This is a genomic window from Pantoea sp. PvP021 (genome assembly GCF_054056055.1).
The window spans coordinates 77,873-98,130 of record NZ_JBSRXX010000009.1 but is presented as its reverse complement, the minus strand read 5'-3'; the positions used below and the strand labels follow the sequence as shown (position 1 = coordinate 98,130).

At 56.4% G+C, this 20,258-nt stretch carries 20 protein-coding genes and 3 tRNA genes; 11 read left to right on the top strand and 12 right to left on the bottom strand.

The window, feature by feature from the left end; genetic code table 11:
* Positions 1–351: 351 nt before the first annotated feature.
* From ACVKSX_RS19540 to ACVKSX_RS19530, 3 genes are all read left to right on the top strand, one after another.
* Entirely contained in the window at positions 352–1,740 is a 1,389-nt protein-coding gene (locus ACVKSX_RS19540) for an MFS transporter (RefSeq protein ID WP_010251485.1), read from the top strand.
* Positions 1,741–1,826: 86 nt separating this feature from the next.
* Positions 1,827–2,849, top strand: coding sequence for a LacI family DNA-binding transcriptional regulator (locus ACVKSX_RS19535; RefSeq protein WP_029519642.1), 1,023 nt, complete (start codon positions 1,827–1,829; stop codon positions 2,847–2,849).
* An 11-nt stretch (positions 2,850–2,860) separates the two neighbouring features.
* On the top strand, positions 2,861–3,847 hold the full coding sequence (locus tag ACVKSX_RS19530; RefSeq protein ID WP_062759657.1) for a nucleoside hydrolase: 987 nt from the start codon (positions 2,861–2,863) through the stop codon (positions 3,845–3,847).
* A gap of 155 nt (positions 3,848–4,002) precedes the next feature.
* Here the strand turns inward: ACVKSX_RS19530 and ACVKSX_RS19525 are convergent, their stop codons facing one another.
* From ACVKSX_RS19525 to ACVKSX_RS19515, 3 genes are all read right to left on the bottom strand, one after another.
* Positions 4,003–4,467, bottom strand: a complete 465-nt coding sequence (locus tag ACVKSX_RS19525) for a YbaK/EbsC family protein (protein ID WP_010671716.1) — start codon at positions 4,465–4,467, stop codon at positions 4,003–4,005.
* A 94-nt stretch (positions 4,468–4,561) separates the two neighbouring features.
* Positions 4,562–5,356: a siderophore-iron reductase FhuF gene (gene fhuF, locus ACVKSX_RS19520; protein WP_010251473.1), complete on the bottom strand. Its 795-nt coding sequence runs from the start codon at positions 5,354–5,356 to the stop codon at positions 4,562–4,564.
* Between the two features lie 194 nt (positions 5,357–5,550).
* Positions 5,551–6,648 (bottom strand): GGDEF domain-containing protein, encoded by a 1,098-nt coding sequence (locus tag ACVKSX_RS19515; RefSeq protein WP_010671715.1) that lies wholly within the window; start codon positions 6,646–6,648, stop codon positions 5,551–5,553.
* 231 nt (positions 6,649–6,879) lie between these two features.
* Here ACVKSX_RS19515 and ACVKSX_RS19510 point away from each other — a divergent pair, with 231 nt between their 5' ends.
* Positions 6,880–7,164: a DUF1435 domain-containing protein gene (locus ACVKSX_RS19510; protein WP_010251467.1), complete on the top strand. Its 285-nt coding sequence runs from the start codon at positions 6,880–6,882 to the stop codon at positions 7,162–7,164.
* A gap of 161 nt (positions 7,165–7,325) precedes the next feature.
* On the opposite strand, the gene ACVKSX_RS19505 is transcribed toward ACVKSX_RS19510, so the two are convergent.
* The 4 genes from ACVKSX_RS19505 to rsmC form a co-directional block, all read right to left on the bottom strand.
* Positions 7,326–7,412, bottom strand: a tRNA-Leu gene (locus tag ACVKSX_RS19505).
* Positions 7,413–7,440: 28 nt separating this feature from the next.
* Positions 7,441–7,527: transfer RNA gene (locus ACVKSX_RS19500), tRNA-Leu, on the bottom strand.
* Between the two features lie 30 nt (positions 7,528–7,557).
* Positions 7,558–7,644: transfer RNA gene (locus tag ACVKSX_RS19495), tRNA-Leu, on the bottom strand.
* Positions 7,645–7,795: 151 nt separating this feature from the next.
* A complete protein-coding gene (gene rsmC / locus ACVKSX_RS19490; protein WP_010253598.1) occupies positions 7,796–8,827 on the bottom strand; it encodes a 16S rRNA (guanine(1207)-N(2))-methyltransferase RsmC in 1,032 nt (343 codons plus the stop codon).
* 106 nt (positions 8,828–8,933) lie between these two features.
* On the opposite strand from rsmC, the gene ACVKSX_RS19485 reads away from it, so the two are divergent.
* From ACVKSX_RS19485 to yjjG, 3 genes are read left to right on the top strand one after another with little or no spacing between them, the layout of a single operon-like run.
* Positions 8,934–9,344, top strand: coding sequence for a DNA polymerase III subunit psi (locus tag ACVKSX_RS19485; protein WP_022625367.1), 411 nt, complete (start codon positions 8,934–8,936; stop codon positions 9,342–9,344).
* A complete protein-coding gene (rimI, locus tag ACVKSX_RS19480; protein WP_010671713.1) occupies positions 9,316–9,756 on the top strand; it encodes a ribosomal protein S18-alanine N-acetyltransferase in 441 nt (146 codons plus the stop codon). Before ACVKSX_RS19485 ends, rimI begins: the two co-directional genes overlap by 29 nt.
* 18 nt (positions 9,757–9,774) lie before the next feature.
* Positions 9,775–10,455: a pyrimidine 5'-nucleotidase gene (gene yjjG / locus ACVKSX_RS19475; RefSeq protein WP_010253605.1), complete on the top strand. Its 681-nt coding sequence runs from the start codon at positions 9,775–9,777 to the stop codon at positions 10,453–10,455.
* A gap of 668 nt (positions 10,456–11,123) precedes the next feature.
* On the opposite strand, the gene ACVKSX_RS19470 is transcribed toward yjjG, so the two are convergent.
* The gene (locus ACVKSX_RS19470) at positions 11,124–11,774 is read right to left on the bottom strand and encodes a YtjB family periplasmic protein (RefSeq protein ID WP_010253606.1); all 651 of its coding nucleotides are present in this window, start codon (positions 11,772–11,774) and stop codon (positions 11,124–11,126) included.
* A 107-nt stretch (positions 11,775–11,881) separates the two neighbouring features.
* Between ACVKSX_RS19470 and serB the strand changes: the two genes are divergently transcribed.
* The 3 genes from serB to nadR all read left to right on the top strand — a co-directional run bounded on the left by serB (position 11,882) and on the right by nadR (position 15,572).
* Positions 11,882–12,859, top strand: coding sequence for a phosphoserine phosphatase (gene serB / locus ACVKSX_RS19465; RefSeq protein ID WP_010253608.1), 978 nt, complete (start codon positions 11,882–11,884; stop codon positions 12,857–12,859).
* A gap of 13 nt (positions 12,860–12,872) precedes the next feature.
* Complete coding sequence (radA, locus tag ACVKSX_RS19460) at positions 12,873–14,255, top strand: DNA repair protein RadA (protein WP_010253610.1); 1,383 nt, start codon at positions 12,873–12,875, stop codon at positions 14,253–14,255.
* 75 nt (positions 14,256–14,330) lie between these two features.
* Positions 14,331–15,572, top strand: a complete 1,242-nt coding sequence (nadR, locus tag ACVKSX_RS19455; RefSeq protein WP_010253612.1) for a multifunctional transcriptional regulator/nicotinamide-nucleotide adenylyltransferase/ribosylnicotinamide kinase NadR — start codon at positions 14,331–14,333, stop codon at positions 15,570–15,572.
* Positions 15,573–15,617: 45 nt separating this feature from the next.
* Here nadR and ACVKSX_RS19450 read toward each other — a convergent pair whose 3' ends face one another.
* Entirely contained in the window at positions 15,618–16,619 is a 1,002-nt protein-coding gene (locus tag ACVKSX_RS19450; RefSeq protein ID WP_033756486.1) for a zinc-binding alcohol dehydrogenase family protein, read from the bottom strand.
* Positions 16,620–16,823: 204 nt separating this feature from the next.
* On the opposite strand from ACVKSX_RS19450, the gene ACVKSX_RS19445 reads away from it, so the two are divergent.
* Positions 16,824–17,720 (top strand): LysR family transcriptional regulator, encoded by an 897-nt coding sequence (locus tag ACVKSX_RS19445; protein WP_010253616.1) that lies wholly within the window; start codon positions 16,824–16,826, stop codon positions 17,718–17,720.
* On the opposite strand, the gene ACVKSX_RS19440 is transcribed toward ACVKSX_RS19445, so the two are convergent.
* The 3 genes from ACVKSX_RS19440 to ettA form a co-directional block, all read right to left on the bottom strand.
* Positions 17,701–18,303 (bottom strand): putative adenosine monophosphate-protein transferase Fic, encoded by a 603-nt coding sequence (locus tag ACVKSX_RS19440; RefSeq protein ID WP_062759465.1) that lies wholly within the window; start codon positions 18,301–18,303, stop codon positions 17,701–17,703. The genes ACVKSX_RS19445 and ACVKSX_RS19440 overlap by 20 nt on opposite strands.
* Positions 18,304–18,315: 12 nt before the next feature.
* Positions 18,316–18,480 (bottom strand): YhfG family protein, encoded by a 165-nt coding sequence (locus ACVKSX_RS19435; protein WP_109652447.1) that lies wholly within the window; start codon positions 18,478–18,480, stop codon positions 18,316–18,318.
* A 64-nt stretch (positions 18,481–18,544) separates the two neighbouring features.
* Positions 18,545–20,212, bottom strand: coding sequence for an energy-dependent translational throttle protein EttA (gene ettA / locus ACVKSX_RS19430; RefSeq protein WP_010253620.1), 1,668 nt, complete (start codon positions 20,210–20,212; stop codon positions 18,545–18,547).
* Between the last annotated feature and the right edge of the window lie 46 nt (positions 20,213–20,258).

Genomic DNA, 20,258 nt, shown 5'->3' with positions numbered 1-20,258 from the left:
CTAAAAATGCGTGATGACGGGATGTGATAGTGAAGTTTTACTAATAATTTTCATCAGGATCTATTGATTTATCTACGCGCGTAGATACACTAGGTCCCCAGTGATTGCTCACGGTGCCCGATGCACAGTAGGCCCATCGATTGTTAAGTTACATTCGCTCAGTTTAAGCGACCGGTGAAAAATACACCGGCGAAATGGGGCGAAGAACAAGATTCCAACACCAGGGAATCCTTTAACCTTTCATCATGGTTAGTCAACTGAACGTCGTCACCGGGGAATTTCCGCTTTTATCAGGGAATCGACCCATGGACGGGCGTTTATCGATCTGCATACTCATTCAGGGATAGGGTTATGACGGCACACAACTCCGTTAATCAGCAGGCATCACTGTCATCCACTTCAGCCGCCGATGAGCGGTTTAACACCCCTTCAGGCCGCAAAGATTTCTGGCGCGCCACTTTCTCATGCTGGCTCGGAACGGCAATGGAGTACGCGGATTTCGCGCTCTATGGCCTGGCGGCCGGTATTATCTTCGGCGACGTCTTCTTTCCGGAATCAACCCCTGCCATGGCACTGCTCTCCAGCTTTGCTACCTGGTCAGTCGGCTTTGTTGCCCGGCCTATCGGCGCACTCTTTTTCGGCTGGCTCGGTGACCGCAAAGGCCGAAAGGTGGTGATGATCTCCACCATCATTCTGATGGGCGCTTCCACGACGTTGATCGGCTTAATCCCGAGCTATGCCTCTATTGGCGTCTGGGCGCCTGCCTGTCTGGTTCTGCTGCGCTTTACGCAGGGTTTCGGTGCTGGCGCGGAGTTATCGGGCGGCACGGTGATGCTGGGCGAATATGCGCCCACAGAGCGTCGCGGACTGATCTCCTCCGTGATCGCGCTGGGTTCTAACAGCGGCACACTGCTGGCTTCGCTGGTCTGGTTGCTGGTGGTACAAATGGATCAGCAGAGCCTGCTGGAGTGGGGCTGGCGTATTCCGTTCCTCAGCAGTGCACTGATTGCGCTGGTTGCCTTGTGGATTCGACGTCATCTGCGCGAAACGCCGGTGTTTGAGCGCAGAAAAGCGGAGATGGAAGCGGAACGTGCAGGCGTGCTGGCCGCTCCGGTGGTGGATCAGCGGCCTTTCTTCCAGCGTACCCGTGCCTTCTGGACCATGGTTGGCCTGCGTATCGGCGAAAATGGCCCCTCCTATCTGGCGCAGGGCTTCATCGTCGGTTACGTCGCAAAGGTGCTGATGGTCGACAAGTCCGTACCAACCACTGCGGTGTTCCTCGCGTCGTTGCTGGGTTTCCTGATCATTCCTTTAGCGGGCTGGCTTTCTGACCGCTTTGGTCGCCGGGTGGTTTATCGCGTGTTCTGTCTGTTACTGATGTTCTACGCCTGGCCCGCCTTTACGCTGCTCGACACGCGTGAACCGATGCTGGTGATCCCGGTTATCGTGGTCGGTATGGCGCTGGCGTCGCTGGGTATTTTTGGTGTGCAGGCGGCATGGGGCGTGGAGATGTTCGGCGTTCATCATCGCTACACCAAAATGGCAGTGGCTAAAGAACTGGGTTCCATTTTGTCCGGCGGAACCGCACCACTTATTGCCGCTGCTATGCTTTCTTATACCGGTCACTGGTGGCCGATTGCGGTTTATTTCTCGGCGATGGCCGCAATTGGGTTCTTTACCACCTTTGTCGCGCCTGAAACGCGAGGGCGGGATCTCAATCTGCCTGAAGATGCCATCTAGCTTTGCCTGAGGATGCCATCTGCCAGGATAGCGCGAAAAGCAGCAGGCCGTGTAAAGCGGCCTGTTTTTTTATGGAGGAACGTGATGTGCCTAAGTCGTTAACGGGAAAAGTGACCCGCAGTGAAGTTGCGAAAGCGGCAGGCACCTCAGTGGCAGTTGTCAGTTATGTCATCAATAACGGGCCTCGCCCGGTTGCCGAGGCGACCCGTCAGCGGGTACTGGAGGCGATTAAAGCCACCGGTTACCGGCCAAATGCGGCAGCACGCGCACTGGCATCCGGTAACACCAAAACCTTCGGATTGGTGGTGCCCAACATCGGCAATCCTTTTGTGGCCTCAATGGCGCACGTGTTGTTGCAGGAGTCGATGAATCACGGCCACGTTATGCTGCTGGGTGATGCAGGTGATGACCGGAAGCGCGAACTGGAGTTAATTCAGGGACTGCTTAATCGGCAGGTCGATGGACTCTTTTACAACAGCGTCGATCGCCATCCTTACATTGACCTGATTAAAGCCAGCGGTACGCCACTGGTCATGCTGGAGCGGGTTGAGCCTCAGCCGGGCGTTAACATGCTGCGGGTCAATGAGCGTCAGGCCGCCTGGCAGGTGACGGCACATCTCTTGAGTCATGGTTATCAGCAGGTCGGCATAATCAGCGGCCCGGTCGATATGCTTAACGCGCAGGATCGTATTCAGGGCTGGCGTGATGCCATGCAGGATCGCGGGCTGCCGATTGATGAATCGCTGATGTTTCCCGCCAGCTACACCCCACAGGGCGGATACGCTGCGGCACAAACTATGATCGCCCGGGGTCGTGTGCCTCGTGCACTGTTTACCAGCAACGAAGGTCAGGCGATTGGCGCGCTTCGCGCCTTTTCCGAACATCAGATTCGTGTGCCGCAGGATGTGGCGCTGGTCTGTTTTAACGGTACCAATCACTCGTCGTTTCACGTCCCGACATTAACGACCGTGCGCCAGCCACTGCGTGAGATGGCTCGCTCTGCGATTCATATGCTGAAAGAGGGACAGAGCGAAGCGCAATTAAAGGAGTTTCCACACTACCTTGAAATCGGTGAATCCTGCGGCTGTGAGCCGCAAAGCCAGAGTTAGCCTATAAAAATATGAAAAGAATTATTATTGACTGCGATCCCGGCAACGGTATCGCGGGTGCCAACACCGATGATGGGCTGGCGATTGCGCTGGCCTTAGCTTCACCTGCACTGTCGCTGGAATTGATCACCACCGTGGCCGGTAACACGCCATGTGAAGTTGGCGCGCGCGTCGCCAAAGATCTGATCGTCCGGCTGGGATTATCTATCCCGGTAATCCAGGGTGCTACGCAGGCGCTACAGGAAGATCCTGCGCCGTGGCGCGAGACGCTGGATAACCGGGTCAATCAGCTTGCGCTGGGTAAGATGTGGCAGGGCGTGCGCCAGCCAGCGGATATCGCGGCGGATGCGTTTGATGCTGCTGACGCTATCGGCAAACTGATTTGCGACAATCCGGGCGAGATTACCCTGGTGGCGATTGGCCCGCTGACGAATGTGGCGCTGGCAATGCAGCGCTATCCCGCCATGGCCGATTCTGTGGCGGAAATTGTCATCATGGGCGGCGTGTTTACGCTGGATGATTATATCAAAGACACCAATTTTGGACTGGATCCGGAAGCGGCCCATCAGGTGTTGCACAGTGGTGCAGCAGTAACGCTGGTTCCGATGGATGTCACCACGCAGACGCTGCTGACCCAGCAGGATTTGACCCGCCTGACCGCCGTCGATCATCCGCTGACCGAATTTGTGCGCGATACGCTGCGTCCCTGGATCGACTATTCGATGGCGACCCGGCAGCTGGCGGGATGCTGGATCCACGATGCGCTGGTGGTCGCCTGGTTGCTGAATCAGCGGGTTGCGTCAGGCATCGATTACCGGGTGGATATTGAACTGCGTCCCGGTGCGACGCGCGGCAAAAGCTGGCGTTATCGTCAGCCCCTTCGGCTCACTGTCGGCGTGCCTGAGCAGTGCGGCGCATCGGTGCATGTGCTGCATCGTGTCGATAACACGCTGCTGTTATCGATTATTGAACAGGCATTTAAGCGCCTGAAATCCTGATGTCGTGGGCGATTAACTCGCCCGCGTGCTGGCGGCAGCGGATCGGTTTCCAGAAGATCGCTGTTGCCATCAAACGCTGACGGTATCCGTCAGTTTGTCAGCCGCATCAGGACGCGGGCAGAAGGTGCAGGGCTTGTGTGAGCTGATACCCGGCATTACATTGCTTCGCACACATCGACCCAGCGGGCGTTAGTCAGTTCAGCCATCAGCTGTGGGGTAATGCGAACGGCGCTGTGGATAGCGCCGGCGGCGGGCAGGACTTCCTCGAAACTGCGCAGTGAAACATCACAGTAAACGGTCAGCGGATTCTCAAGACCGAAAGGACAGACGCCGCCCACCGGATGGCCGGTCCAGTTAATCACCTCGTCCACGCTCAGCATTCGCGCTTTCGCCCCCAGCGCCGCTTTCAGCTTGCGATTATCCAGCCGGGCATCGCCTCGTGTCACAATCAGCACCACGTCGTTTTTCACTTTCAGTGACAGGGTTTTGGCAATCTCACCTGGCGTCACGCCATGGGCGCGGGCAGCCATCCCGACCGTCGCAGTACTTTCGGCCAGTTCAATAATTTCAATTTCAGGGGCGTGTTCGGCGAAGAACTGGCGCACGGACTCCAGGCTCATCTTTCTCTCCAGGCTGATCGAAGGCGTAAAAATTGCCACAAGCCTCAGTGCCTGTAAACGAGATAAACGGAGAATTCAGCGTAATTAAGTCTGTTTAGCTGCCGCTCAGGGTGCAGTTGCCGCATTGTTCGACATCGGGAATGCGATAACGCTGGCAGCAGCTGCGACGGACCAGTTCGCCGTTGCGCGGGATCATGGTGCGGTAGAGCGGGTTTTCGCTGCCATCCAGCAGCCGCTGGTTGAAGAACAGCGCCTGCTCCAGTTGCAGCACCAGCGACTCATCGATCTGGCTTTTCAGTTCACCCAGGAACCACTGGAATGAGTAGCCCATATTGTTCCAGATGAGTCGGGCGTTGATATCACCATGCTGCGTAATACCATTAACCACCGGGATCAGATGCTGCTGAATCAGCCGATCGATACGCTGCTGAGGGTTAAGGTAGCGCGCTTCTTCATCCTCCTGCACATCGATCCAGAAAGTGGCCGGATGACCATTCTCATGAAAACCGACGCGGATATGCTCTGGCGAGCAGTCCAGCGCACGCGACTCCTGCAACAGCGCCATGATCAGTGTTGGCAGCAGCAGACCAAAATACCATTGCGCCCAGAGTGACAGCACCGGCTTCGCTTCACGAACCGCATCAGGATGATCGCGATAGAGATAATCGCTGTAGCGCTGAATAATTGGGGTAAAGGCTTCTGATTGTGACCAGGCGGCGAGGGTCAGCGTGTCGCGCGGCGCAGGCTGGCTGAGCTTCGTAGATTCAAGCAGATAGCTGCGCTGTTGTTGCAGCCGCTCATGCAGACTTTCCGCCAGTGGACGGTCATTCTGCCGGAAGATCATCGACTGAGCGTTAAAACGCTGTTCCTGAGCTGAAACGGTTGCCATGACGACTCGCGAAAAGTGTAGATAAGAAAGCAAATGATAATCGTTATTGATTAACTCTACAAGTCGTGTAAAAAATCGTCGTTGCTGGCGGGGGAAACGGCGGGGTTGAGGTCAGTTATCCGATCGGGCAGAGCAGCAGAGAGCCGGGCTTATCGAGTCAAAGCCTCAGTGATTACCGATAGCGTTACGTTTAATTATGCATGTTCACTGGCGGCGTGATGCTGTTTTCGGGGTAAATCTTCCCAGGCGAGAATGGTATTCCGGCCCTGATTTTTAGCCACATATAATGCGCTGTCAGCATTGGCGACCGCCAGGTCAAATTCATTATCGTAAATAGGCGCGATGCCGGCACTGATGGTGACGTGGGTTGAAACGGTTTCATTGAAAAGATGGGGGATTTCTAAATCCAGCACGTACTGACGGATTCGCTCTGCCAGTTTCATGGCGATGGAACTGTTCACATTGGTCATCAATACCAGAAACTCTTCGCCGCCATAGCGGGTGACAACATCGCGTGAACGCACCGCATCACGAATTGCGACAGAGACCCGCGCCAGCGCCTGATCGCCCATCGCATGCCCGTAATTGTCGTTATAAGACTTAAAGTGATCGATATCCAGCAGCAGCACGTAGTGGCTGCCAGCATGGTTTTCCAGAATATTATCCAGCCGGTTCTTAAGACCACGACGGTTATAAAGCCCGGTCAGCGGGTCGAGCATGCTGAGGTCGCTGAATGTCTCTTTCTCTTCGTAGAGCTGATGCATCAGGCGCAGAGTAAAGTTGTCGGCACGGCGGCGCATCAGATGCTGTAGTGAAAAACCAATCAGCGGCAGCGTAATGGTCAGCAGGATCAGCGGCAGGTGCTGCGCATTGTCGAGCAATAAAACGGTGAGCACCGGTGGCGTGACATGCAGACAAAAAGCCCCCAGATAGTCGCTCAGGGCGATGGCACTGATAAATAACACGCTAATCAAACTGATAATAAGAAAGCCACCATCAAAATAGAACACCTGATGAAAGCGATAATTAATATGCCAGGCCCAGAGCATTCCAAGCAGCAGCGCCACAGGATTTAACAGGGGAAGTTTTACTTTAGGCCATATTAAAAGGGAAATTAACATAATGCCGCTAAAGGCCGCGACACTCATTACCGGCAGGGTCGTCTCACTTTGCTCACTGCTCATTATTGGCAGCAGATGAAATAGCGAAACGGCGATATTCAGAAACAGAAAAAGCATCACTGAAAGCCGGTATTTACTCTGTTTCAGTTCTTCATAAGATTGTAATTTCATTATAAGTACTCGTGACGACCCTGAAATACCAAAGCGCACGCCGGCAAAACCAGGTTCTGCCAGACAATGAGCAAATTATTGCTGTTGCTGTTATTAAAGGTGTTATCGGCCGCAATCTAGCATTTTCCAACTGGTCTGTCATCTTCGTTGCCGGGCGTGACAAAAACAGGCTGCAGAGCAGGCAAAACTGTCATATGATAATGGGAATGCTTATCATTTGAGGTTCGTGTCATGGGGATAGCGATTATCGCGGCCTGCGGCCTGTGGGGAGTCAGTTGGGCACTGGGTAAAAAGCTGGATAGTGCGTGGGGCGTGTTGCTGCCGTGCATTGCGCTGCCGCTGTTCGCCTTATGGGAACCGAGCTTCAGCCAGTGGCGGATGGTGATGACGGTTGCGCTGCTGCTGACTGTCGTGATGCTGTTTAACCAGCGGCTGCGTCACTATCTGCTGCTGCCATCCTGTCTGGCGTTAGCGGGCGGACTGGCGGCTGTCTCTGTGAATTTTCATCTGAATTAACATAAGCGGAATGGTTAAAACCAGCGAACGGCGTGAAGCGGCTGGAAAAGGTAAAGCGACCGAAAAACAGAACAACTGGAAAAGGTAAAACGAGCAGGGGGTAAAACGAAACTACAGGGGAACAGAAGAGATGAGCGGGAAAGGCCTGAAGATGACAACGTTGGTGCGAAGAGAGGGACTTGAACCCTCACGTCCGTTAAGACACTAACACCTGAAGCTAGCGCGTCTACCAATTCCGCCACCTTCGCATCGAGTTGTCTGTTCATATCACCGCAATGGTGCGAAGAGAGGGACTTGAACCCTCACGTCCGTTAAGACACTAACACCTGAAGCTAGCGCGTCTACCAATTCCGCCACCTTCGCGCAGTGCTCGCGATATGAAACTTGTGATTTTGGTGCGAAGAGAGGGACTTGAACCCTCACGTCCGTTAGGACACTAACACCTGAAGCTAGCGCGTCTACCAATTCCGCCACCTTCGCATACCCGTAACACCTTGAGAATGTTACAACCACGGAGGCGCATTCTAGAGATTTTACTCTTTGCGTCAACAACTATTTCGTCGGGCTGAAACGATCGCTGTAAAAAGCAACGTTTTCAGCCCGGCAAAGCAGTTAACGGCAGGAAAAACCCTTAGCGCGTTTTGGCACCGCGACCATAGACGGCACGGTAAACTTTAAAGCGGCCGGTTTGCGCGATGACTTCGTGACTGCCGAAGGCTTCATCCAGCGCCTGCGGATAGGGCAGGAAGGTGTTGGCAACGATACGCAGCTCGCCGCCGGTATTCAGGTGCTTCACCGCACCACGAATCAGCGCCTGTGCGGCGTCGAGGCTGGTCTGAGTGCCTTCATGGAAGGGCGGATTAGAGATAATCATGTCGAAACGACCGGTCACGTCAGAGAAGACATTGCTGGCGAAGACTTCGCCCTCGATGCCATTGGCGGCCAGCGTCGCTTTACTCGCTTCAATCGCCGCTGCATGCACGTCACACAGCCACAGACGCACTTTAGGCGAACGGGCAGGCAGCGAGGCGGCAATCACGCCCGCGCCACAGCCCATATCCAGCACTTTACCTTTGGTGTGTGGGGTAAAGGTCGACAGCAGCAGGGCGCTGCCGCTATCCAGACCGTCACGGCTGAAGACGCCAGGCAGGGTATGAATCGTCAGACCATCGAGCTGATACTGGTGACCAAAGGTGCTGGCATCGAATTCAGGCTGTTTGTCGAGGCGACCGTGGTAGAGACCACAGCGACGCGCGCTGTCGATCTTCTCCAGCTTCACCCACGACTCCATCATGCCTTCGGCGCTGCGCACGCCGCTGCGGTTTTCACCGACCACGAACACGTCGCAGCCCACCGGCAGCAGCGACAGCAGGTTCTGCAGCTGGAACTGCACTTCCGGCTTATTCTTGGTCCAGAAGTAGACCAGGGTATCGCAGCCCTGCACATCTTCGGCCTGAGCAACCATTCCGTAACGCGCCTGTTCGCCCATACGGCGGCTCAGGTTTTGCCAGTGATGATATTGCTGGGTGTGAACGCGCGATGAGGCGGTTTCCAGCTGAGCGGGCAGGTCATCCTGCAGATCGCCAGCAAATAAAACATGGCGGGCGGTAAATTCATCACTGTGGCGCAGAATGACTTCGCTGGCCGGGGTAAAAGCAGACATGTAGGGCTCCTGTAAGATCTGAGCGGGGATTATAGTGGTTTGTTGGCGCATGTTCGATGGGTTTGCTAGCATAGCGTCGCATTCAGGCAGCAGAACAGGTAACACCATGACGTCCAGGCGCGACTGGCTTTTACAGCAAATGGGAATTACGCAGTACCAACTGCGCCGCCCGCGCGTGCTTCAGGGCGAAATTGCCGTCACGCTGGCACCGGACACGCAGTTAATTATTGTCGCTGACGCACCGCCCGGCCTGCATGAACCGCTGATGCGCGATGTGCTGCATGCCCTCAATCTGCAACCCGCTCAGGTAATGACCGTGACACCGGATCAGCTGCAAATGCTGCCGGAGACGCTAAACTGCGCGGGCTGGCTGCTCGGCGTAGAGAGCGAACAGACTTTCAATGGCGTGGCATTAACCAGCGCCTCTTTCAATGAACTGATCAGCAGCGGCGTCGCCAAACGCGCGCTCTGGCAACAGATGTGTAACCATGACAGCCATCTCTTTACTCACCCCTGACGATCTGGCGCAGGCCTTCGCCATTGAGTGTCGTAGTCACGCGTTTCCCTGGAGTGAAAAGACGTTTGCCAGCAATCAGGGCGAGCGCTTTATCAATTTACGTCTCGACGTTGACGGCCAAATGGCCGCCTTTGCGATTACGCAGGTGGTACTGGACGAAGCCTCGCTGTTTAACATCGCGGTCGATCCCGCTTTTCAGCGCCGGGGATTGGGCCGCCAGCTGTTGCAGCATTTGATCGATGAGTTGATCAAACGCGACGTGCTGACGCTGTGGCTGGAAGTGCGGGCCTCGAACCTGCCCGCCATCGCGCTCTATGAGCAGCTTGGATTCAATCAGGTCAGTCGTCGCCCCAACTATTATCCCACCGCCAGCGGCCGTGAAGATGCCATTCTCATGGCACTGACGCCGTAGCGGTGTTAAGGAGCTTTAATGATTGATAACTGGGATTGCATCCTGTTTGATGCCGACGATACCCTTTTTCATTTCGACGCCTATGCCGGTTTGCAGCGCCTGTTCGCCGGTTATGACGTGCAGTTCACCGACCAGGATTACAGCGATTATCAGGCGATAAACAAGCCGCTGTGGGTCGATTATCAGAACGGTGCTATCTCCGCGTTACAGCTGCAGACTCAGCGTTTCAACCACTGGAGCGAAAAGCTCAGCGTTGCGCCGGAGATCCTCAACAGCGGCTTCCTCAGCGCAATGGGAGAGATCTGTACGCCGCTGCCGGGCGCGGTCAGCCTGATGAACCAGCTGCATGGCCGGGTGAAAATGGGCATCATCACCAACGGTTTTACTGCGCTGCAGCAGACGCGTCTGGAGCGCACCGGTTTCCGCGATTACTTCTCGGCGCTGGTAATCTCCGAGCAGGTCGGCCAGCCAAAACCGGCGCCAGAGATTTTTGATTACGCACTGAATCTGATGAGCAACCCGGATCGTGAGCGGGTGCTGATGGTGGGTGATACGCCAGAGTCAGACATTCTGGGCGGTATGAATGCCGGTATTAAAACCTGCTGGCTCGATCATGGCACCCGGCCGCTGCCGGAACATATTAAGCCCACCTGGCAGGTCAAATCACTGGGCGAGCTGGAAGCGCTGCTCATCGGCTAACGCAAGTCGCCTCGCAAATCAGCATCTTTCCCATAAAAAAGGCCCGCACAGCGGTAATGCTGGTCAGTTAAGGTTAGATTTGTAAAAGGCTGTCACGGTCAAACGTGGCAGCTTTTTTTCCGGGCGGGCGAGCCGCAGTGCGGGCCAGCGCACCTCTGCTGCTGCCGGGCCGTCCTCGCGCCGCTCACGCGGTGCCTTCGGCTTTGACGTCGTGCCGACGAACCGTTCGGGGATCGGCCCTCCCTGGCCGGCCCCGAACTGTCCACGCTTCCCGGCGTGGACTTCTGGCCCGCCGTCACGCCTCAGCGCTGCGGATAGCCCTTTCAGCAGCAGAGGCGCTCAGGCCTCCACTCTCGTGCCCTTTTTAACAGCACGCACCAGAAGCTTAAGAGCAGACTGGTGGCGATCAGGAGCAGGCAATCCGCAGCGCTGAACAGAATGAGTCTGCCAGGAGAGCCCGCAGGACGCGGGCGAAAGGCGGGGCGGCACAGGATGTGCCATCCCCGCCGGTCCGTCAGGCAGAGGAATGACGTGAAGGAACCGCGCAGCGGCGCGAGGACAGCCAGCCCCTGAGTGGCACCAGACTGCGTTATCACCTGTCGCTTAACTGACTGGCATTACCGCATAGCGGGCCTTTCTTGTTTTATCTTTACAGCAGCGCCGGAACACTACTCTTTCTTCTCGTCGTCCTCATCCCGATCCTCTTTCACCGGGGTGCTGGCGGTGAGCAGGAACGGCGACTGCTGCCAGCGGGTGCGGCGGTGGCGCAGCAGAGTGCGTGAGAGAATAATGCCGATAGCCAGCGCCAGCAGCATCATCAGACGCAGAATATTGGTGGTGTTATCGACCTGATGCGAGTCGGTGACCAGCACATGGGTATCCAGCGTCACGCGCAAAAAGCCCAGCGGACCCTCGTTTCCGGCCAGCGGCTGCACAATCTGATGGTTGAAATAGCTGCCCGCGCGCTGGCCGTCGAGCGCCAGCCGATCGCGGACATTGATGTTTTCACCACTGTGCGCCACCAGGCTGCCGTCGCCGTCATAGACCGATGCATCCAGAATACGGCTGTTAGCCGTCATCTGATTAAGAATGGCTTCTATCTGAGTCCGGTTATTTTCACTGTTGTCCATCAACGGCTTAAGGCTGAACGCCACCTGGCTGGTCAGCGTATGCGCCAGCTCCTCGACCTGTTCAGAACGCGCCGCCTGATGGCCGAGGCTGAACCAGGATGCGCCCTGCATCAGCACGACCAGCAGCGCCATCGAGATGAGAACGATCACGGTACGATGTAAGCGAAATTTTAGTGCGGTTTTAGCCATTAATCATCCGGGTCATATCACAACAGAAAGCCTGGAGATTATGTTGCCAGAAGCGGCGCAGACAAGGTAGCCTCTTGCGTGGTTTTGTTGTCCCTACAGGAGCTCTGATGCCAAATCGTTTAACCTGGTGCGATCTTCCCGCCGATGTCTCCCTCTGGCCGGGTTTGCCCCTTTCTCTTAGCGGTGATGAAGTGATGCCGCTGGATTATCGCGCTGGCCGTACCGGCTGGCTGCTGTATGGTCGCGGGCTGGATAAGCAGCGGCTGACCGATTACCAGCATCAGCTGGGTGCCGCCATGGTGATCGTCAGCGCCTGGAACGTCGATGAGTATCAGGTGATTCGCCTGGCGGGATCGCTGACGCCGTTTGCCAGCAAGCTGGCGCACGACGCCGGACTGGATGTTGCGCCGCTGGGCAGAATTCCGCATCTCAAAACGCCAGGCCTGCTGGTGATGGATATGGACTCCACCGCGATTCAGATCGAGTGCATCGATGAGATTGCAAAACTGGCGGGCTGCGGCGAGCAGGTGGCGGAAGTCACGGAACGTGCGATGCGCGGCGAACTCGACTTCACCGCCAGCCTGCGTCAGCGCGTGGCCACGCTGCAGGGCGCGGACGCCAATATTCTGAAACAGGTGCGTGATGCCCTGCCGCTGATGCCAGGCTTAACCACCCTGACGCAGAAGCTGCAGGCGCTGGGCTGGCAGGTTGCCATCGCGTCTGGCGGCTTTACCTACTACGCCGAATACCTGCGCGACAAGCTGCATCTGTCGGCGGTGGTGGCTAATGAACTCGAAATTCGCGACGGCAAACTGACCGGCAACGTGCTGGGACCAATTGTCGATGCACAATACAAAGCCGATACCCTGAAGAAGCTGGCGCAGCGTTTTGACATCGCGCCGGAACAGACGGTGGCGATCGGCGATGGTGCCAATGACCTGCTGATGATCAAAGCCTCAGCACTGGGCATTGCGTTCCATGCTAAACCTAAGGTGAATGAGCAGACTGCGGTCACCATTCGCCATGCCGATTTAATGGGGGTGTTCTGCATCCTCACCGGCAGCCTGATCCACGAAGAGCGTTAACTGAGGTATTGATTTGGCCAAAGCGGCAAAACGCGCATTTGTCTGTAACGAATGTGGCGCAGATTACCCACGCTGGCAGGGGCAGTGCAGCGCCTGTCACGCCTGGAACACCATCACCGAGGTGCGCATTGCCGCCTCGCCCGCGGCTGCGCGTAACGAGCGCCTGAGTGGCTATGCTGGCAGCGCCGGCACCAGCCGGGTGCAGAAGCTCTCTGAAATCAGCCTGGAGGCGTTACCGCGCTTCTCGACCAGCTTCAAAGAGTTTGACCGGGTGCTGGGCGGCGGGGTGGTGCCGGGCAGCGCCATTCTGATTGGCGGCAGCCCCGGCGCAGGCAAATCCACGCTGCTGCTGCAGGTGATGTGCCGGTTGTCAGAGGGGATGAAAACCCTGTATGTCACCGGTGAAGAGTCACTGCAGCAGGTGGCGATGCGCGCCCATCGTCTGGGATTACCTACCGAAAATGTGAATATGCTGTCGGAAACCAGCATTGAGCAGATCTGCCTGATCGCCGAACAGGAGCAGCCGCAACTGATGGTGATCGACTCGATCCAGGTGATGCACATGGCGGAGATCCAGTCATCGCCGGGCAGCGTCGCCCAGGTGCGTGAAACCGCCGCTTACCTGACGCGCTTCGCCAAGACGCGCGGCGTGGCGATCATCATGGTTGGTCACGTTACCAAAGATGGCTCCCTGGCCGGACCGAAAGTGCTGGAACACTGTATCGACTGTTCGGTGCTGCTGGATGGCGATGCCGATTCCCGCTTCCGCACCCTGCGCAGTCATAAAAACCGCTTCGGCGCGGTCAATGAACTGGGTGTGTTTGCCATGACCGAGCAGGGCATGCGTGAAGTCAGCAACCCGTCAGCTATTTTCCTGTCGCGCGGCGAAGAGATCACCTCGGGCAGTTCGGTGATGGTGCTGTGGGAGGGAACGCGACCGCTGCTGGTGGAGATTCAGGCGCTGGTCGATCACTCGATGATGGGCAATCCACGCCGCGTGGCGGTAGGTCTGGAGCAGAACCGTCTGGCGATTCTGCTGGCCGTTTTACACCGTCACGGCGGATTGCAGATGGCGGATCAGGATGTGTTCGTTAACGTGGTCGGCGGCGTCAAAGTCACCGAAACCAGTGCAGACCTGGCGCTGATGCTGTCGATGGTGTCGAGCCTGCGCGATCGTCCGTTGCCGCAGGATCTGGTGATCTTCGGCGAAGTGGGACTGGCGGGCGAAATCCGTCCGGTGCCCAGCGGTCAGGAGCGCATCGCTGAAGCGGCGAAGCATGGCTTCAAACGCGCCATTGTGCCGGCAGGGAATGCACCGAAAAAACCGATTGCCGGGATGCAGGTTTTCAGCGCGAAGAAGCTGGCCGATGCGCTGGCGATTCTGGACGATCTGTAACGCGCCTGCGGCCGCCAGCGAAAAGCCGCTGGCAGGCCGCTCCCACCTTAACCGCATTGATGCAGGAGGCACGACATGTCGTCGTTTGATTATCTGAAAACGGCCATTCGCCAGCAGGGTCACACGCTGCAACAGGTCGCTGATGCCAGCGGCATGACCAAAGGCTATCTGAGCCAGTTGCTCAATGCCAAAATCAAAAGCCCCAGCGCGCAAAAGCTGGAGGCGCTGCACCGTTTTCTGGGTCTGGAGTTTCCGCGCCGCGATAAAACGGTCGGCGTGGTGTTTGGTAAATTCTATCCGCTGCACACCGGCCATATCTATCTGATTCAGCGCGCCTGTAGCCAGGTCGATGAGCTGCATATCATTATGGGCTACGACGAGCCACGTGACCGCGAACTGTTTGAGAACAGCGCGATGTCACAACAGCCCACGGTCAGCGATCGCCTGCGCTGGCTGTTGCAGACCTTTAAGTATCAGAAAAATATCCGCATTCACGCCTTTGATGAGGAGGGGATTGAGCCCTATCCACACGGCTGGGATGTCTGGAGTAAGGGCGTCAGCGCGTTTCTCAGCGAGCACGGTATTGCGCCGGACTGCATCTACACCAGCGAAGCGCCCGATGCGGAGATGTATCAGCAGCATCTGGGCATTCAGACCGTACTGGTCGATCCCAGCCGATCCTTTATGAGCATCAGCGGCGCGCAGATCCGTCAGGATCCGTTCCGCTTCTGGGATTATATCCCGACCGAAGTAAAACCTTTCTTTGTGCGCACCGTGGCGATCCTCGGCGGGGAGTCGAGCGGTAAATCGACGCTGGTGAATAAACTCGCCAACATCTTCAATACCACCAGTGCCTGGGAATATGGCCGCGACTATGTCTTCTCCCACCTGGGCGGTGATGAAATGGCGCTGCAATATTCAGATTACGACAAGATCGCGCTGGGCCAGGCGCAGTACATCGATTTCGCGGTTAAATACGCCAATAAAGTGGCGTTTATCGACACCGACTTTGTCACCACGCAGGCGTTTTGTCTGAAGTACGAAGGGCGTGAACATCCATTTGTGCAGGCACTGATCGATGAATATCGCTTTGATCTGGTGATCCTGCTGGAGAACAACGTGCCGTGGGTTGCCGATGGCTTGCGCAGCCTGGGCAGTTCCGTGGATCGACGGGAGTTTCAGTCGATGCTGGTGACGATGCTGCGGGAAAACAACATCGAATTCCTGCACGTGCAGGAAGATGATTATGACACCCGTTTCCTGCGCTGCATTGAACTGGTGAAAGCGATGCTGGGCGAGAAAAACGCCCAGCCGTAACGCATGCTGTGACCCGGTCTGCCGCAGGGCAGCCGGGTCAGCGCATTAATACACCATCACTACTTTGCCGCGCATGTGGCCTTCCAGCACGCGCTGATGGGCAGCAGTTAAGGTCTCAACGCTTAGGCCGTGCAGCGTCTCGCTCAGTGTGGTTTGCAGCTTACCTTCATCCAGCAACGCCGAGACGGCATCCAGAATCTCACCCTGACGCGCCATATCCGGGGTATTAAACATGCTGCGGGTGTACATCAGCTCGAAATGCAGGGCAGCACTCTTCAGCTTCAGCTGATCCATCGACAGCGGATGTTCATTTTCCACGATGGTGCAGATATGACCCTGCGGGGCAATAAGCTTTGCCATGGTTTCCCAGTGACCGTCGGTATCATTCAGGCAGAAGATATAATCGACCTGCTTAATGCCCTGTTTTTCCAGCTCACCAATCATATCTTTGTAGTTGATCACCAGATCGGCGCCGCGATCGCGGCACCACTGCGCGGAATCTTCACGCGAAGCGGTGGCAATGATCTTCACCTTGCTGCGCAGTTTCGCCAACGGGATCGCCAGCGATCCGACGCCGCCTGCGCCGCCCACGATCAGCAGCGTCTGATCTTCCGTTGCTGACTCAAGGTTCAGTCGCTCAAACAGTCCTTCCCAGGCGGTCAGGGCCGTCAGCGGGATCGCGGCGGACTGCGCCCAGTCCAGGCTCTCTGGCTTGTGACCGGTGATGCGTGAGTCAACCAGCTGCTCGGTGCTGTTACTGCCAGGACGGGTCAGGTCACCCGCATAAAAAACTTTATCGCCTGGCTTAAAGTTGCTGACTTTGCTGCCCACTTCCAGCACCACACCGCTGGCATCCCAGCCGAGGATGCGTGGCTGCTCTAATCCGTTCTTCTTCGCCCCTTTGTGAACTTTGGTATCGACCGGGTTGACCGACGCGGCTTTGACTTCGACCCGCAGGTCATACTCCCCTGGCGCTGGGGTGTCAGGGAAAATTTCAGTGAAGTTTTCAGGACTTTCCGGATTAATTGCGATAGCGCGAATAGACATACATTTTTCCTGTTTAGTCAGGCTGGAAGCCTGGATCTGGTGGTTGCCATTCTGGCCCTGAAGAGTGCTCACACTCCGCAGGGGCTGTGCCACGCTGTCCGTGGCAGACTGGCTGATGATTCGGAACAGGCTTTAAGTGTAGAACCTGATTTTAGCAGTGATAAGATGGACAATCTTTCATAGAGTGTTCGTCTGAGGTGAACAATGGCATTTCGCCAGTGGCAGGATATGGCACTGTTTGCGCTGGTGGCGGAGTGCGGCAGCTTTACCGGCGCGGCAGAACGCGCAGGGCTGCCAAAATCGAGCGTCAGTCAGCGCATCAGCCAGCTGGAGCAGCGGCTGGGGATTCGTCTGCTGAACCGCACCACCCGCCAGCTCAATCTGACCTTTGCCGGTGAGCGCTATCTGCTGCATTGCCAGGAGATGATGCAGGCCAGTGAACGCGCCGATCAGGCGATCGCCAGCCTGCGTGAAAATCCCAGCGGGCGTCTGCGTATCACCAGCCCGGCGGGGATTGGTGCCACGCTGCTGGCGCGCTGTAACGCGGCGTTTTTACGTCTCTATCCCGATGTGACGCTGGATGTCTCGATCTCCGATGAGATGCGTGATCTGGTGCAGGAGGGCTTTGATGTGGCGCTGCGCACCGGTCAGCCGCAGGAGTCCTCGCTGATTGGCCGCCGGATAGGCAACTGCCCGCGACTGCTGGTTGCATCACAGCGCTATCTTGATCAGCATCCGCCGCTGGTTCATCCACAGCAGCTGTCGGCCCACCGCTGTATAGCGCATCGTGCCTGGAATGAATGGGTGTTGCAGCGCGATGACGAATTCTATCGCTGGCTGCTGCCGCCAGGCCATCTCACGGACAATTTGCTCTATGCGCGCGAATCTGCGCTGGGCGATGCGGGCATTACGCTGCTGCCGCACTTTCTGACCGACGGGGCGATGGCGGATCCCCGGCTGGTGCCGGTATTGCCGGAATGGGAAATCGAGGGGAATGAGCTCTGGCTGGTCTATCCGGGCCGTAAACTGAATTCACCTGCGCTGGCGCGATTTATTGAGTTCGCGCTGCAGTCACCGGTGTTCAGGGAGTTTTATCGCTGACCGGTACAATGTGGCGCAGGAAGAGTGCCGCCATTTTTTCCGGGCCACTCTGGTAACCTGCGATATTTGCCGCTAACCAGTCGCTGGGGCTCACGCCTTCCCAGCTCACCTGATAGCCTGCGTGAAGAATGATATGCTCGAACAGAATGCGTAATGCCCGACCGTTTCCTTCCCGAAAGGGATGCAGGATATTGAACTCGCAGTAATACCAGGCAACCTGATGACAAAAAGCTTCATGGTCAGTCTGCTCAAGCCATCTTTCGCACGCCAGTTTTGCACATAATTTCTCCGCTTCACGCAGAATAAAAGCGGGCTGGCAAAAGCGGGTCTCTCCTTTGCTGATAGAGATATCGCGTATCTGCCCCGCCCAGCTATAAAGCTCGTTAAACAGGCAGTAATGAATGTGACACAGTGACTGAAGGGTAAAAGGAGGATGAGAGAGCTTAATGGTGTGAATGGTCAGTGCGGTAACATCACGCTCAGCCTGATCCAGCAGGGTTTGTTCGCGGATATTATAGCGATTGATCAGCACATCGGAATCGGGATAACAGTAGTGATCTCGCCAGACAAGATAACGATTCACGTTGGCTTCCTGCTACTGCTTATAGCGGCGTCGAACCTGTTCCAGGGTCGATAATTCAGCATCTGCTGAAATACGTATCCCCTCCAGCAGGGAACTTGCGGCAAAGTTTGCGACTTTAGTGGCTTCATAAATCGCTTCAGCTTTTTTAGCCACTGGCCGCTCAGCTTTTTTCTTCATTGCGTTCAGCCCTTAAAACGTCACTGGTGAAGCAGGAGGAGGCCTGAGCCTCCCCCTGACATCGTTACTTCGTCATACGCTTATACTTGATGCGCTTCGGCTCCAGCGCTTCGGCGCCGAGGGTACGTTTCTTGTACTCTTCATATTCGGTAAAGTTACCTTCGAAGAATTCGATGTTGCCCTCATCCTGATAATCCAGGATGTGCGTGGCGATACGGTCCAGGAACCAACGGTCATGCGAGATCACCATGGCACAACCCGGGAACTCCAGCAGGGCGTTTTCCAGCGCGCGCAGGGTTTCAATGTCCAGGTCGTTGGTTGGCTCATCGAGCAGCAGCATGTTACCGCCAACCTGCAGCAGCTTCGCGAGGTGCAGACGACCACGCTCACCACCCGACAGTTCGCCTACGCGTTTGCCCTGATCGACGCCTTTAAAGTTAAAGCGGCCGACATAGGCGCGGCTTGGCATCTCGGTGTTACCGATGCGCATGATGTCCTGACCGCCGGAAACCTCTTCCCACACGGTTTTGGCGTTATCCATGCTGTCGCGGAACTGATCCACAGAGGCCAGTTTCACGGTTTCACCCAGTACAATCTCGCCGGAATCAGGTTGTTCCTGACCAGACATCATGCGGAACAGCGTTGATTTACCCGCGCCGTTCGGACCGATAATCCCGACAATCGCACCTTTCGGTACCGAGAACGAGAGATCGTCAATCAGCACACGGTCGCCATAAGACTTACGCAGATTGCTGACTTCCAGCACTTTGTCACCCAGACGGGCACCTGGCGGAATGAACAGTTCGTTGGTTTCGTTACGCTTCTGGTAGTCGGTGTTGTTCAGCTCTTCAAAGCGTGCCAGACGGGCTTTGCCTTTAGACTGCTGGCCTTTTGGCCCTTTGCGCACCCACTCCAGCTCTTTCTCAATCGACTTGCGACGAGCGGCTTCAGAGGAGGCTTCCTGCGCCAGACGCGCATCTTTCTGCTCCAGCCAGGAGGAGTAGTTACCTTCCCACGGAATCCCTTCGCCGCGGTCAAGTTCCAGAATCCAGCCTGCAACGTTATCCAGGAAGTAACGGTCATGCGTAATCGCGACGACGGTGCCTTCGAAGTCGTGCAGGAAGCGCTCCAGCCAGGCGACAGATTCGGCGTCCAGGTGGTTCGTCGGTTCGTCCAGCAGCAGCATGTCTGGTTTTTCCAGCAGCAGGCGGCAGAGGGCGACGCGACGACGTTCACCACCGGAAAGGGTGGCGATTTTCGCGTCCCAGTCAGGCAGGCGCAGCGCATCGGCAGCACGTTCCAGCTGGGTATTCAGGTTGTGACCATCGTGAGCCTGGATGATCTCTTCCAGACGGCCCTGTTCAGCGGCCAGTTTGTCGAAGTCTGCACCTTCTTCAGCATAGAGCGCATAGACTTCGTCGAGACGCTTCAGTGCGCCAACGACTTCTGACAGCGCTTCTTCTACCGACTCACGCACGGTGTGTTCAAGGTTAAGCTGCGGTTCCTGCGGCAGGTAGCCAATCTTGAGGCCTGGCTGCGGACGCGCTTCCCCTTCGATATCTTTATCGATGCCGGCCATGATGCGCAGCAGGGTAGATTTACCCGCGCCGTTCAGGCCGAGTACGCCAATTTTTGCGCCAGGGAAGAAGCTGAGCGAGATGTTTTTCAGGATATGTCGCTTCGGCGGAACCACTTTGCCGACGCGATGCATGCTATAGACGAATTGAGCCACGTTGGTTTGAGCCTCTGGGTCTGTTGGTCGTTTGAATGATGTCGAA